Source organism: Streptomyces sp. NPDC032472 (assembly GCF_040636955.1).
GTDB lineage: Bacteria > Actinomycetota > Actinomycetes > Streptomycetales > Streptomycetaceae > Streptomyces.
In genome coordinates this window covers 1-12,513 of record NZ_JBEZVK010000075.1, presented here as the reverse complement: position 1 = coordinate 12,513, position 12,513 = coordinate 1, and the positions used below count along the sequence as shown (strand labels likewise).

Annotated in this window: 11 protein-coding genes, 3 tRNA genes and 2 pseudogenes; 12 read left to right on the top strand and 4 right to left on the bottom strand. The window is 71.4% G+C overall.

Annotation, left to right across the window (positions count from 1 at the left end; all coding sequences use genetic code 11):
- Positions 1 to 16 precede the first annotated feature (16 nt).
- Both AB0F11_RS32065 and AB0F11_RS32060 read left to right on the top strand, forming a co-directional pair.
- On the top strand, positions 17 to 265 hold the full coding sequence (locus AB0F11_RS32065) for a hypothetical protein (protein ID WP_362181330.1): 249 nt from the start codon (positions 17 to 19) through the stop codon (positions 263 to 265).
- Between the two features lie 107 nt (positions 266 to 372).
- Positions 373 to 1,065, top strand: coding sequence for an RraA family protein (locus tag AB0F11_RS32060; RefSeq protein ID WP_362181327.1), 693 nt, complete (start codon positions 373 to 375; stop codon positions 1,063 to 1,065).
- Between the two features lie 70 nt (positions 1,066 to 1,135).
- Here the strand turns inward: AB0F11_RS32060 and AB0F11_RS32055 are convergent, their stop codons facing one another.
- Positions 1,136 to 2,710 carry an alpha/beta hydrolase gene (locus tag AB0F11_RS32055; RefSeq protein ID WP_362181324.1) on the bottom strand — a complete coding sequence of 525 codons (1,575 nt, stop codon included), beginning with the start codon at positions 2,708 to 2,710 and terminating at the stop codon, positions 1,136 to 1,138.
- A gap of 231 nt (positions 2,711 to 2,941) precedes the next feature.
- On the opposite strand from AB0F11_RS32055, the gene AB0F11_RS32050 reads away from it, so the two are divergent.
- The 6 genes and pseudogenes from AB0F11_RS32050 to AB0F11_RS32025 all read left to right on the top strand — a co-directional run bounded on the left by AB0F11_RS32050 (position 2,942) and on the right by AB0F11_RS32025 (position 7,516).
- A complete protein-coding gene (locus tag AB0F11_RS32050; protein ID WP_362181321.1) occupies positions 2,942 to 4,753 on the top strand; it encodes a hypothetical protein in 1,812 nt (603 codons plus the stop codon).
- A gap of 34 nt (positions 4,754 to 4,787) precedes the next feature.
- Positions 4,788 to 5,393 (top strand): annotated as a pseudogene (locus tag AB0F11_RS32045) (AMP-binding protein); the annotation flags it as partial.
- A 141-nt stretch (positions 5,394 to 5,534) separates the two neighbouring features.
- Entirely contained in the window at positions 5,535 to 6,020 is a 486-nt protein-coding gene (locus AB0F11_RS32040; protein ID WP_362181318.1) for a hypothetical protein, read from the top strand.
- A gap of 585 nt (positions 6,021 to 6,605) precedes the next feature.
- A tRNA-Asp gene (locus tag AB0F11_RS32035) sits at positions 6,606 to 6,678 on the top strand.
- A gap of 136 nt (positions 6,679 to 6,814) precedes the next feature.
- Positions 6,815 to 6,889 (top strand) — tRNA-Thr (locus AB0F11_RS32030).
- A 555-nt stretch (positions 6,890 to 7,444) separates the two neighbouring features.
- Positions 7,445 to 7,516, top strand: a tRNA-Pro gene (locus AB0F11_RS32025).
- Position 7,517: 1 nt separating this feature from the next.
- On the opposite strand, the gene AB0F11_RS32020 is transcribed toward AB0F11_RS32025, so the two are convergent.
- Positions 7,518 to 7,760 (bottom strand): hypothetical protein, encoded by a 243-nt coding sequence (locus AB0F11_RS32020; RefSeq protein ID WP_362181316.1) that lies wholly within the window; start codon positions 7,758 to 7,760, stop codon positions 7,518 to 7,520.
- 248 nt (positions 7,761 to 8,008) lie between these two features.
- On the opposite strand from AB0F11_RS32020, the gene AB0F11_RS32015 reads away from it, so the two are divergent.
- The 3 genes and pseudogenes from AB0F11_RS32015 to AB0F11_RS32005 form a co-directional block, all read left to right on the top strand.
- A complete protein-coding gene (locus tag AB0F11_RS32015; protein WP_362181363.1) occupies positions 8,009 to 8,866 on the top strand; it encodes a spherulation-specific family 4 protein in 858 nt (285 codons plus the stop codon).
- A complete protein-coding gene (locus AB0F11_RS32010) occupies positions 8,863 to 9,201 on the top strand; it encodes a hypothetical protein (RefSeq protein WP_362181314.1) in 339 nt (112 codons plus the stop codon). Before AB0F11_RS32015 ends, AB0F11_RS32010 begins: the two co-directional genes overlap by 4 nt.
- A gap of 653 nt (positions 9,202 to 9,854) precedes the next feature.
- A pseudogene (locus AB0F11_RS32005) lies at positions 9,855 to 10,157 on the top strand (AMP-binding protein); the annotation flags it as partial.
- Positions 10,158 to 10,178: 21 nt separating this feature from the next.
- On the opposite strand, the gene AB0F11_RS32000 reads toward AB0F11_RS32005, so the two are convergent.
- Together AB0F11_RS32000 and AB0F11_RS31995 are read right to left on the bottom strand one after the other, a co-directional pair.
- Positions 10,179 to 10,505 carry a putative quinol monooxygenase gene (locus AB0F11_RS32000; RefSeq protein ID WP_362181311.1) on the bottom strand — a complete coding sequence of 109 codons (327 nt, stop codon included), beginning with the start codon at positions 10,503 to 10,505 and terminating at the stop codon, positions 10,179 to 10,181.
- 88 nt (positions 10,506 to 10,593) lie between these two features.
- Positions 10,594 to 11,349, bottom strand: coding sequence for an IclR family transcriptional regulator C-terminal domain-containing protein (locus AB0F11_RS31995; protein ID WP_362181308.1), 756 nt, complete (start codon positions 11,347 to 11,349; stop codon positions 10,594 to 10,596).
- 108 nt (positions 11,350 to 11,457) lie between these two features.
- Between AB0F11_RS31995 and AB0F11_RS31990 the strand changes: the two genes are divergently transcribed.
- Positions 11,458 to 12,165: a hemerythrin domain-containing protein gene (locus AB0F11_RS31990; RefSeq protein ID WP_362181305.1), complete on the top strand. Its 708-nt coding sequence runs from the start codon at positions 11,458 to 11,460 to the stop codon at positions 12,163 to 12,165.
- Positions 12,166 to 12,513 lie beyond the last annotated feature (348 nt).

The following is a 12,513-nucleotide window of genomic DNA, read 5'->3' as shown; positions in this document are numbered from 1 at the left end:
GGCGGAGGCTGGGCCCATGCACCATGCGCCGATCACCGTCCACCGGATCGCGCCGGCGGGCGGCCGCCGGGTCTCCCTGCGGGCCGAGGGCCGCGACTCGGTCCTGGGCCTCGCCCGCAGCGACGCCGACGTGATCGAGTTCCTGCGCCGGGCCGGCGTGCCCGACCCCGACGAGGTGGTCCTCGGGGACTCCGCCCTCATCGAGTGGATGACCGACGACCCGCACGCCTACGACGCGGAGCCCTCGGACACCGACATCCCCTGACGCGGCCCCGCTTCCCGGGCACCGGCGCGGCACCATGGAGGACGGCGGCCGACCGCGGCCGTACCGCACCGGTCCGGGAGAGCCCGGAGAGAAGGGGAGCCGGCACCATGCTGAAGGACTTCGCCGACCTGTCCACGCCGCTCATCGCCGACGCGTGCGTGCGCACCGGCGTGCCGCTGCGCGTGGCACCGCCCGGCGTCGGGGCGGTGGTGACGGGCGGGCGGGTCGCCGGGCCCGTGCTCCCCGTACGCCACTACGGCAGCGTCGACGTGTTCCTGGAGGCGTACGGGCGGGCCGAGCCCGGCGACGTCCTGGTCATCGACAACGGCGGCCGCACCGACGAGGCCTGCGTCGGCGACCTGGCCGTCCTGGAGGCCGCGTCCGCCCGGATCACGGGCCTGGTGGTGTGGGGGCTGCACCGCGACACGCCCGAGCTGGCGGAGATCGGCCTCCCGGTGTTCAGCTACGGCGCCTACCCGGCCGGACCCGTCCGGCTGGACGAGCGGGAGCCGGAGGCTCTGAGCAGCGCCCGGTTCGGGCCGCACCGGGTGACCGGAGAGGACTTCGTCTTCGGGGACGCCGACGGGGTGCTGTTCGTCGGCGCCGCCCGGGTCGAGGAGGTGCTGGAGACCGCCCTGCGGATCAGCGCGACCGAGCGCGAGCAGGCCCGCCGGATCCGGGCGGGCGAGACCCTGCGCCACCAGACCGCCTTCGAGGACTACCTCGTCCTGCGCGAGGCCGACCCCTCGTACACCTTCCGCCGCCACCTGCGGCGTACCGGCGGCGCCATCGAGGAGTGACACACGGTGCGGCGGGCCGGGTTGGGCCGGGCTTCCCACCCGACCCGCGGCACCCGACCCGCCGCAGCCGTCAGGCCGTGCCCGCCGCCCGGGCCGGCGCGGGGCACGTCGTGTCCCCGCCGGGCAGGGTGCCGTCCAGCAGGTACGCCTCGACGTGCGCGTCGACGCAGGCGTTGTGGTTCTGGAACTGGCCGTGGTCACCGCCCTCCACCGTGACCAGCCGCGAACCGGCCAGCGCCCGGTGGGCGCGCTGTACGCCCTCGTAGTGCGTGGCCGGGTCCTTCCGCGAGCCGAGCATCAGCACCGGCGGCAGCCCCTCGCCGGTCACCTTCACCTGCGGGGTCCGCATCCGCGGCCAGTTCGTGCAGACGGAGGCGAATGTCAGCTCGCGCGCCCCGACCAGTGGATGGGTCCGCGTGGACTCCTCGCTGTGCCGCACCCAGGAGCGGGTGTCGCGGTTCCAGGCCGTGTCGCCGCAGGTGACCGTGAAGAAGTCGGCGGCGAAGCCGGCCTGCAGCGGGTGCTTGAGCTGTTCGGCGACGGCCTTGCGCGCCGGGGCCGGGGCCTGGTCGGGGTGCTGGAGGAGGCCCAGCAGCTGGGCGAGGGCCGGGAACTTCTCCTCGTTGTACATCGCGTCGCTCGTGGCGGCGTCGAGGTGGTTCGCCGTGATGACCGTCCCCTCGATGTCGAGGGGGTGTGCGCTCAGGGCGGCCCGCAGCCGCTCGTACCCGCCGCGGACCTCCTCCGGTGTGCGCCCCTGGTGGTACGAGGCGTCGTTGCTGGCGAGCCACGGCAGGAAGTCCTGCTCGTAGCGGCGCTGGAAGCTCAGCGGCTGGCCCGTCATGAACGACTCCCAGCTCCCGGAGAAGTCGACGCTGCTGTCGAGCACGACCCGTTCGACGCTGCGCGGGAACTCGGTGGCGTAGTACGCGCCGAGGAAGCCGGCGTACGACGGCCCGTAGTACGAGACCTTCGGCACGCCCAGCAGCTGCCGGTACAGGTCCATGTCGTGGACCGCCTGGTCGGTGGTGACGTACGGCAGCAGGTCCCCCGAGTTGCGCCGGCAGTCCCGTACGAAGTCGCGGGCCCGGTCGACCGTCCGCCGGAGCGCCTCGGGGGAGCGGTCGCGCAGGTCGCCGCCGGTGAACAGGGCGTCGACCTCGTCCTGGTCGGAGCAGACCACGTTCGTGCTCGCGCCGACGCCCCGCTGGTCGAAGCCGACGATGTCGTACGCGGCCGCCAGCTTCGGGCTGTACGAGGCCAGCCGCGCCGGGCGCGGCAGGCCCGAGGCGCCGGGGCCGCCCGCCGCCATCATCAGCACGCCCTTGCGCGCGGCCGGGTCCGGCGCGCGCAGGCGGGAGACCGCGATGGTCAGGGAGGGGCCGGCGTCCGGGTGGTACCAGTCCCGCGGCACCGTCATCGACGCGCACTCCAGCGGAGCCGAGGCACAGGGCTGCCAGTCGAGCTTCTGCTGCAGGTAGCGCGCCGGGACGGCGGGAGCGGCTCCGGCGCCGAAGGCGCTTCCGGGGCCGGCTCCGGCTGCGGTCGTTGCCGCGCCCGCAGTTCCCGCGGGCAGGGCCGTCGCGGCGAGCAGTCCGCAGGCCGCGGCCGCGAGCCATCGGGCGGGCTTGGTGAACAGGTGCATGGTGTGTCTCCCCCTCGGGGCCTGTCGGTCGACTCGATCCTCGCCCGGCGGACCGTCCCCGTTCGATGGCACTGCCATCCGTTCCGGGGGTGGCACCAGTGCCACCCCCCGGCTGCGCCAACTCATGGTGAAGGCTTGGAAGAACCGATACTTCAGGCCTCTGTGGCTGTTTCCCGACCGGCGCTACATTGCCCAGGCCGCAACTGAGCGGCGCGAGGGGGGGCGGGGGCGATGGGCTCGGGGTTCTTCGCGAAACTGGGCGGTGCGGCCGGCACCAAAACGGCCGCCGTGGCGGCTGCGGGCGCCCTGGCGGTGTCCGGCGCCGTGGGCGCCGGGGTGTGGTGGGCGACGGTGGACCCCGGTCCGCGGCTCGCCGTCGTACAGCGCAGCCAGTCCGTCTCCGTCGCACCCGGCAGCGAGCAGAGCACGCTCGTCGGCTGCCAGTCGCACGAGACCCCGATCGGCGGCGGGTACGCCATCGACGGCGCGGGCTTCGCCACCAGCAGCTACTTCCTCGGCGACCACTGGCGGGCGGTCGCGGTCAACCCCGGGGACGCGGCGGCCACCCTCACCGTGTACGCCCTGTGCATCAACGCGCGGGTGGAACGCCAGTCCGCACTGGACTTCAAGTGGCAGGCGCCCGCGTTCCGCGACCGGGACAACAAGGTGACCTCGATGGGTGACGGCACCTCCATCCGCGACCTGACCACCGAGGGGCCGTACGCGTACGCGGCCCACCACCCCGCCGCCGAGCCGGCCTGCGCCGGCGGCTACACGCCCGTCGCCACCGAGTTCCTGGCCGGCCGGACCGTGCAGGGCAAGTCCGCGGTCCCGGTGCCGCTCGAGGAGCTGAGGCCCCTGACCGCGGCGCCCGGCGCCACCCCGACCCAATGGCAGGTGTCCGTCAACCCGGGCACGGCGCTGAGCGACCGCCCCTTCCACCTCCCCAGGTCGGAGGACGCGGGTCGGGAGACCCGGATCCTGGACCCGCAGCCGCCCCAGGCGAACTTCGCGGTCGGTGTCCGGCCGGTCTGCGTGCGGGTGAAGTCGTCCGCCACCGCCACCGCGGAGGTGGCGGTGGCCGCGGGCGGCCGGGCGGACGCCGCCGTACGCTGCCCGAAGGACAAGCTCGTGGTGGGCGGCGGCTTCCACTTCCCCGCGCCCAACGAATCCGAAGGCGCCGAGGCCCCGCAGCGCTTCTTCGGCGACGGCTTCCTGTACGCGGCCGCGGACGCGCCCGCCCGGGGGGAGCCGACCGGTACCGCCGTGAAGGCGTGGCACGTCACCGGCGTCAACCAGCAGAAATCCGGGGAGATGTACCGCAACACCGTCTGGCTGGAGAAGAGCGACCGCGAAACCCTCACGGGCAACGCCTACTTCGACAACCACGGGCACGGCGCCGACGACCAGGTACTGCGCGGCGCCACGATGCCCGCACAGCAGCCGGTGGTCGCCACCGTGGTCTGTGCGAGTTTCGACGCCGAGCCGACGTCGCCCCCGAAGAAGGCCGTCGCGCCCCTGCAGCCGAAGGTCCCGCCCGTGGTCACGGCGAGCCCCTCGGACTCCGCGGTTCCGCCCGGGGCGAGCCCCTCGGGATCGCCCAACCCCGGCCCCACCGCCTCACCCGGACAGTCCGCCTCGCCCGGCGCATCGGCCACACCCCGCGCATCGGCCACCCCGGGCCCCGGGCAGTCGTCCCCTCCGCCCGGGAACAACTCCCCCTCCCCGCGGCCGCAGCCGCCCCAGGTGTCCGTCTCCCAGCCGCAACAGGGCGGCACCCTGCGACGCGGCTGCGAGGAGTCGTTCACCGGCAGCGCCCGCACTCGGCCGGGCGACCGCCCGCTGACCGATCCGGGGGACACCGCCTGGCGGATCAAGGGGCCGAACGGGCCGGTGGCGCTGGGTTCGGGAGCGTCCGGCCGCTTCCTCGTACCCCTGCTGCCCGACGGCACGTACCCGCTAGTATTCACCGCCACTGACCCGGCCTCCGGACTCACCGGCAGCGCCGAGATCCCGATCCGGATCATCGGCTGCCTGCGCTGAGGACGCAGGTCCGCCACCGATCCAGGAGGTACGTGTGTCCGCCGCGTCGAGCTATGCGGCCGGGGCCTGCGAAGTGCCGTTGCTGGGCGACACGATCGGGGAGAACCTGGACCGCACCGTGCGCCGTTTCCCCGACCGCGACGCGCTGGTGGAGGTGGCCACGGGGCGGCGGTGGACGTACGCGCAGTTCGCGGCGGACGTCGACGCCCTGGCGCTCGGCCTGCTCGGCCTGGGCATCGCGCAGGGGGACCGGGTCGGCATCTGGTCCCCCAACCGCGCCGAGTGGACGCTGGTGCAGTACGCCACCGCGCGGATCGGGGCGGTCCTGGTCACGGTGAACCCCGCCTACTGCGCCCACGAGTTGGAGTACGTGCTGCGGCAGTCCGGTATCCGGCTGCTGGTCGCGGCGGACCGCTTCAAGACCTCCGACTACGCGGGCGTGATCGAGGAGGTGCGGCCGCGCTGCCCGGAGCTGGAGTTCACCGTCCTGCTCGACGGGCCCGACTGGACCTCCCTGCTGGAGCGGGGCCGCCGCGGCGACCGGGCCGACCTGGAGCGGGCGGCCACCGGGCTGAGCCCCGACGACCCCGTCAACATCCAGTACACCTCGGGGACCACCGGTTTCCCCAAGGGCGCGACCCGAGTCCGTCAAGATCGCGGGGCGACGGGGAGACCTGTCTCCGGCAATGCAGGAGTCGCGAGGGCGTCAGTGGGCTGAGTGGCATGGACGGCCTGCAAGGCCCCTGCGTCAGCATTCGCTCCGGCCGTCGAAAGCTACGTTGTGCAGAGGTGGCTGGACCGCCTAACTAACGCCGATGAGGAAGATCCCCTCCTCATCGTCGTGGCCGAGCGCTGGGGGGCCCTCACGCAGCCTGAGGAGACAGCGGAGATCGAGGAGGCCAGGGCCGCCCTGAAGGCCGCTGAAGCACAGATGGAGCGCCTCCTCCGTGACCGGCGAAAGGGTCTCTACGAGGGGCCCGCCGCGCGCTTCTTTGAGCCGGCGTGGCAGGACGTGAATCAGGACATGGAAGCGGCACGTAAAACGCTGAAGGCTGTCGGTGGGGCTACCGTCGACATTAGCTTCCTGCTGGAGCCTGAGGCGGCAAGGGAAGCATGGGAGGCCGCGGACGGCAGTATGAAGCGCGAGCTTCTGCGGCTTGCTATCGACGGGCTGACGGTCACGAAGGCTGAGACGACGCGCGATCGGGCGCGGTTCGACGGATTCAGCCGGGTGGAAATCCGGTGGGCCTCCGTAGAGTCGATCTAGGTAACAACAAGATAACGAAGTCGAGCGCGTCGGCCTCAACTCCGCCGCGCTCGGTGCGTCGTCGACAGGCGGATCCGAGACCACCTCGTCGGCCCGTCTCCTCCTCGCGCCCCGTCGGAGCGGCCGATCGCGTCGCGGAGAGTCACGACTGAGTGGCGCTCGTCGCACTGCGTGACGTCAGATGCCAATCCGGCGTCGAAAGTGTCCTACCAACCATCACTTTCATTTTTCCCTTAACGCGGTATAGAGAAAGGTGAAAAAGGGGTTTGGTAGAGCACTCTGCACACTGGCCTGACACGGGGACGGACGAGGCAAAGTGATGACGTCCCCCCATAACACTAGTAGAGGGAAGATCCGCGACCGTCGCGAATGGCGGGCGGCCCGACTTCCCTCCGACGGCCGGCGCCGCTCCTGCGCTCCCCGCGCTCTCCTCCGGGTAGATGCGCGGTCGAGCGGCGCCGGCTGTTCCATGACGCACGACGGCTCACCCGCCCTCCGGGGCCACTGGGTCGCCCACAACGCGTTTGACTCCGCTGCGCGTTATAAACAGCTGGTGAACCTAGGGCTGCTCAGGTCAAGCCCACTGCTCCTGTAGCTCAGTGGTTAGAGCGTCCGCCTGTCGAGCGGAGGGCCGCCGGTTCGAATCCGGTCGGGAGCGCCGGCACAGCGTACGACCCGCGGACCGACGAGGGTACGAAGCTGCGTCCCCCACCCTGGCGACGAGGTGGACCGGCCACGGGCCGGGTTGATATTCGACGCGCACCCCTGACGGTCGGTCCCGTCGGGGGTGGCTAGCCCCCGTAGCTCAGTGGTAGAGCGGCGTCCTCGTAAGACGCGGGTCGCAGGTTCGAATCCTGCCGAGGGCTCCAGCGTTGCGCGGTGTGAGGCAGTACACGCGCGCCGGGGATGTTCATCCGGCGGTGGAATCGCAGGTTCGAATCCTGCCGCGACGCTGCACACCCGGGCCTCACGGTCCGGAAGAGAGGGCTGTGGGGACGGTTGTGTACCGCCCCCACCACCCTGGCTAAGCGTCGTGCTTGACGTACTGAAGGACCACCATGCCCGCCGTAAACGCGGCGGCGAATGCGCTACCGGCCGAGCCGACGCCCACGAGAGGGCCGGCCTTCAGCCCCGTAACGACGATGTACGTGACGAGTGCGATAAGCGCAGCGACGAGAGCCACGATTGCGATGTCACGGCCGGGATGGTTACACACGCGCTGACGGGTCGTGTTAGTCGACACTACCGTTCCTCCATGCTGTTGTGGCGAACCGCTGACTGAGGACACACCTCACCTAGGGCGAGGCGCGAGGCCGTCAGCAGTCGGCAGGCGCTTACGCCTGTAGCCACATGTGCAACATGGGGATCTCCAAAGGTAGTTGGCTATCGATCACACACTATCGCGCTGCGCACCGTGTGCGCAACGGGACGTAGCTCAGCGGTAGAGCGCCGGCTTTGGGAGCCGGACGCCGCAGGTTCGAGTCCTGCCGTCCCGACTTACTGAGGCCTCGTGAAGACGAGGTTCGCGTGTCGCTGGAGCCCATCGCCCTCGAACTGTGTGCTGGCCAACGCCCACCCGATCGCCGTGACGTTCTGGATCGCCTTCGCGAGGTCGACGTCCTGGCCCCCGGGGCGCGGGTAGAACTTCCGGATGAACACCGTGTCGCCGGCCTTCCACGCGTCGCCAGCCGCCTCGTCGATGGGCGGAATCGAGATCTTCTTGAGGAGCTTCTTCAGCATGCGCTGAGCGTAGGACACCCCTTGCGGCTCCGTCTTCCCTTCCGGAGACGGGGCTTTCGCATGCACGTTGGGAGGTAGCCGGATGGCGGGGGACGGAAGCGACCGACGGCAGCGTCTCCCGAAGGACTGGCCCCGGATCCGGCGCCGGATCATCCGCCGCGACGGCGGGGTCTGCACGGCTCGCTACAGCGACGGCCGACGGTGCGAACTGCCCGGGACGGACGTCGACCACATCATCCCCGGAGACGATCACCGGGACGAGAATCTTCAGCTCCTCTGCCCGTGGCACCACGCGCGGAAGAGCGCCAACGAGGGCGGCACAGCAGCCGCCAGGACCCGCGTACAGACCCGCCGGCCGACGGCGACACATCCCGCGCTGGAGGACGACTGATGGCGGACACGATGAAGGCGGGATCCCGCTCTACGTACACCCCGGGACGAACTCCCGTGCATGGGCTGCTCTGTCGGCTGACGATCAGCCTGTCTCGTGGGTCGTGGTGAACCAGAACTCAGGCCCCGGTAGTCCGGAGGACACCGTCCTGACGGCCGCCGCAAAGGCGGTGGGGTCGGGTGCAGTGCTCTGCGGGTACATCGAACACAACTATGGTGCGGTCCTCGATTTTGACATGAAGGGCCAGGCGCAGGAATGGGTCAGCCGAGGGATCGCGGGCGCCTTCATCGACCGTGTCTCGTCCGACGCTGCTGACGTCCAGGACGTCGCGCGCACGGTGCTGCACCTACGGGAGGCCGGCATCGCATACGTGGTTCTCAACTGCGGTACGGTGCCCGCCCCTGCGGTGGTGGACCTGGCCGACGTTGTGGTGACCTTCGAGGGCAGCATGGCCGCGTACCGTGCGCTGACGCTGCCTGACTGGCTCACTGCCCTCCAGCCGGAGCGCACGGCCCACCTGATCTACGAGGCCGCGGCAGACGAGGCAGTTGAGGCCGTGGGCCTGGCCCGTAGGCGCGGCTGCCACCACGTCTATGCGACGTCGGCCACCTTCGCCAGTGGCAACCCCTGGAGCACGCTGCCTGACTACTGGCCTCGCACGGTGGCTGCACTGACGCGCTACCCATCGCGATCCACGCATGTGTGGCCCCGATGAGCGCGGGCGCGCACGTGGTCCTGGAGGAGCGGGACGACACGGGCGAGGATGGTGTCAGCGTGACGCACGTGATCGTCAACGGCGTGGATCTTGGACGTGTTGGAGCTGACCTGAGGATCAAGGTTGGCACGAATGGATCGCCGACGACGATCAAGGTGACCTTGATCCCGAGCCGACTTGAGATCCGCGGCTCGCTGGCCGAGGAAGATCGTCAAGGATCCCGCGTCGGCTTCACCGCCAAGAACCTTCCTGCTTCGGTCGGGCCAGATGCGGGGCGCGCTCGGCCCGACCACATGTGTGGTCGAAACCAGAGCCGCCCGACGGCGACCAACTAAAGGCCGCGCGAATCTGAGGTGGAACAGACCTCTCGAATCGAGTGACGGTTTCCCCGTCCCGCGGTTCGGACGTCGGACCCTGCCCCGCGGGCGCAAGGACGTTGCCGCCCTCGCTCAGAAGGGCCGACGTTGGCCCCTCTTGGACGCAAGCTAGCAGCGTGATCCGTTTGGACGCCAACGACTCAGGTCAGCGGCCTGCAACTGCACTTGAAAGGAGGTGTCATGGCCGGACGAGGCCCCGCCCCAAAGGACCCGTCGAAGCGCCGCCGGCGTAACGCCACGGAGCCGGAGACGGTGATCGTCCCGGACGACGAGCTTCGCGGTCCAGAGCTCCCGGAGGGCGTTCTAGGCGTCGACGAGGCGACGGGGGAGTGCCTTCCCTGGCACCCCATGACTCAGCTCTGGGGGGACTCCTGGCGGGAGTCAGCGCAGGCGCAGACCTTCGTAGCGACTGACTGGCTGTTCCTCATCGACGCAGCCCTGATGCATCACACAATGTAGGCCAAGGGCCGATGGGAGTTCGCATCTGAAGTGCGCCTCAGAGCCGCCAAATTCGGCGCCACACCGGAAGACCGAGCCAGGCTGAAGCTGAAGGCCGACGACCCCGCGAACGCCCGCCAGATGGCCATACAGCGCCCCGACAACGTGTCGGACACGTGTATCCGCGGGAGATCGAGGAGTTCCTCCACGCCCACCCCGACGTGCTGGACGTCCAGGTCATCGGCGTGCCCGACGCCAAGTACGGCTAGGAGCTGATGGCGTGGGTGCGGATGCGCGAGGGGACCGAGCCGCTCACGGCCGAAGCCGTCCGCGCCTACTGCGACGGACGGCTGGCCCACTTCAAGATCCCGCGCTACGTCCACGTCGCGGAGGAGTTCCCCATGACCGTGACCGGGAAGATCCGCAAGGTCGAGATGCGCGAGATGGCCACGCGCCTGCTGGACCTACCCGCTTGACAGCGCGGGCGTTACGGCGGGTCAGTCGCGCGGAGACAGCTCGGCCATGGCGCTCCAGCCCTGGCCGGGCACCTCGACGTGGATGATCTCCGGGGTGGTGGCGATGGCGCCGGCCAGCGTCTCCATCCCGGCCTTGAAGTGGTCCGAGGCGACGTGCGCGGCTCCTGCCTCGGCGTCCACGAAGGCCTCCAGGAGCGTGTACTTGTTCGGGTCGTCGACACTGCGCGACCAGTCGTAGAAGAGGTTCCCCGGCTCGTTGCGGGTGGCACGGGTGAAGTCGTCGACGAGCGTGAGCCAGTTGTCGCTGAACTCGGGACGGACGTCGAACCTGACGGCAATGAAGATCATGCGGACCACCTTGGCAGGCGGCCGGGCCCGGTGCACGCCGCGGCACCCGGTTTTCCGGCAGCATCGGAAAAACGGTCCCGCAGGCGGGTCACCCGCAGCCCGCGGCCGCCTGCGCCAGCGCCGCCCGGATCTCCTGCGGGCGCCGCCGGAACTCCCCGGTCGGCAGCGACACCGACAGGGCGTGCACGGCCCCGCCGTCACGGCCCCGCCCGCCCTCGCGCCCGCGTGGCAGGGCCACCGCCAGGCAGGTGTACGCGGGATCGACCTCCCCGACCGACACCGCGAAGCCCTGCCCGCGCACCCGGGACAGCTCCGCCTCCAGAACCTCGGCGCAGGTGATGGTGGCCCGGGTCAGCCGGGGCATCCCGTGCTCGGCCAGGTACCGGCGCAGCACCGGCCGGGGCAGCTCGGCCAGCAGCGCCTTGCCGTGCGCGGTGGCGTGGGCCCGGGTCTCGCGGCCCGGGGTGAACGGGTTGCCGGTGTCGGTGACCGGAGCCGTCGTGTCGACCACCGTGATCAGCCCGCCGCGGTAGGCGGTGTAGTACGCCTCGGCCCCGGTCGCCCGGCGCAGCCCGGCCAGTACGTCCGCCATGCGCGGGACGGGCTCCAGATGCTGCATCAGGCTCCGCTGCAGCCCGGGGATCCGGGGCCCGAGCGCGTACCCCTGCGCGGTGCGCACGAGGTAGCCGCGCTCGGTCAGCGGGGCCAGCAGGTGGTACGCGGTGGACAGCGAGCACTCCAGCCGGCGCGCCAGCGCCTTGGCGCTCACCGGCCCGCCCGCGTCGGCGACGGCGTCGAGCATCTCCAGTGCGCGGTCGACGGACTGCGGACCGGTGTACGGCATGGTGGTTCCCAGGATCCGGAGGGCGGGGCGGAGGTACGAGCCTACGGGCGCGGGCGGCGTTCATCGAACGTTGACCGGACGCCGACCCCGACCGCGCACAGTCGTGCCATGGACAGCGAACACGACACCACGCCGGCCCGGCACCCCCTTCCGGCGGTTCCCGACCTGACCGGGATCCGGCTGGCGCACCGGGCGATCCTCACCGACATCGACCGCCTCGCCCGGCTGCTCGACGGCCTGGCCACGGCCGCCGCCGAGGTGTCGCCCGCGCGGGCCGCCGCCATCGCCGCGTACGTCCACCGCTACAACGAGGTCGTACGCGGCCACCACCGCGGCGAGGACGAGATCCTGTGGCCCGTGGTCCTGGACGCGGTGGCCGACGCGGCGGATGCCGTCGCCGACATCGTGCGCTTCGTCGACGACCACGAGGCGCTCGACGCCCTCCAGGCCGACTGCGACGCGACCGCGGACCGCTTCGCCGCCGAGCCCGGGCGGCACGCGCGGCCGCTGGCCGACGTCCTCGGCCGGCAGCGGGACCTGCTGGTCGACCACATCGAGGCCGAGGAGGAACACCTCTTCCCGGTCATCACCGGGCAGGTGCCGGGCGCCGCGTACGCCGCCGCAGAAGCCGGGATCCGCAGCGCGGACCGGGCCGGGGACCCGGCCTGGGCCCGCGGCTGGCTGCTGAGCCACGCCACCCCCACGGAACTGCGGCGCCTGCTGCCGCCCTGCCCGGCGGACGATCCGGTGGGCGGCATCCAGCCCTTGCTGCGCGCCTACGCGGCGGACGCCTCAGCCGTCTTCGCCGCCGCCTGAGCCGCTGGGCCGGGCATCCCGACTCCGCCGCCGGACGCTTCAGCCCGGACACTCCGGCCTGTCGGCACTTGGCCCACCGGTGCCTCCGCTGCGGGCCTGCCCATTTCGGCCCCGCCGCCTGCCTCACCCGCGGCTGCCCATGTCAGCCCCGCCGCCTGTCGCACCCGCGTCTGTCCATGTCAGTCCCGCCCCCTTTCGTGGCTGCGGTTGGCCATGTCAGCGGCCGCCGCTTTCGAAGCGGGGGCATTTCGGCCTCGCCGGCGTTTGAGGCGCGGGGTTCGGGGCGGCGCACCGAGGAACCCGGCTCCGCCGGGCACCGGGCTCCGCCCGGACCCGCGCCTCAAACGC

What these genes read in the sequence shown, in the direction of transcription:
- AB0F11_RS32065 (WP_362181330.1), top strand. Translation starts at nt 17, where the DNA reads ATGCACCATGCGCCGATCACCGTCCACCGGATCGCGCCGGCGGGCGGC.
- AB0F11_RS31990 (WP_362181305.1), top strand. Translation starts at nt 11,458, where the DNA reads ATGGACAGCGAACACGACACCACGCCGGCCCGGCACCCCCTTCCGGCG.
- AB0F11_RS32060 (WP_362181327.1), top strand. Translation starts at nt 373, where the DNA reads ATGCTGAAGGACTTCGCCGACCTGTCCACGCCGCTCATCGCCGACGCG.
- AB0F11_RS32020 (WP_362181316.1), bottom strand. Translation starts at nt 7,760, where the DNA reads ATGCTGAAGAAGCTCCTCAAGAAGATCTCGATTCCGCCCATCGACGAG.
- AB0F11_RS32050 (WP_362181321.1), top strand. Translation starts at nt 2,942, where the DNA reads ATGGGCTCGGGGTTCTTCGCGAAACTGGGCGGTGCGGCCGGCACCAAA.
- AB0F11_RS32000 (WP_362181311.1), bottom strand. Translation starts at nt 10,505, where the DNA reads ATGATCTTCATTGCCGTCAGGTTCGACGTCCGTCCCGAGTTCAGCGAC.
- AB0F11_RS32055 (WP_362181324.1), bottom strand. Translation starts at nt 2,710, where the DNA reads ATGCACCTGTTCACCAAGCCCGCCCGATGGCTCGCGGCCGCGGCCTGC.
- AB0F11_RS31995 (WP_362181308.1), bottom strand. Translation starts at nt 11,349, where the DNA reads ATGCCGTACACCGGTCCGCAGTCCGTCGACCGCGCACTGGAGATGCTC.
- AB0F11_RS32010 (WP_362181314.1), top strand. Translation starts at nt 8,863, where the DNA reads ATGAGCGCGGGCGCGCACGTGGTCCTGGAGGAGCGGGACGACACGGGC.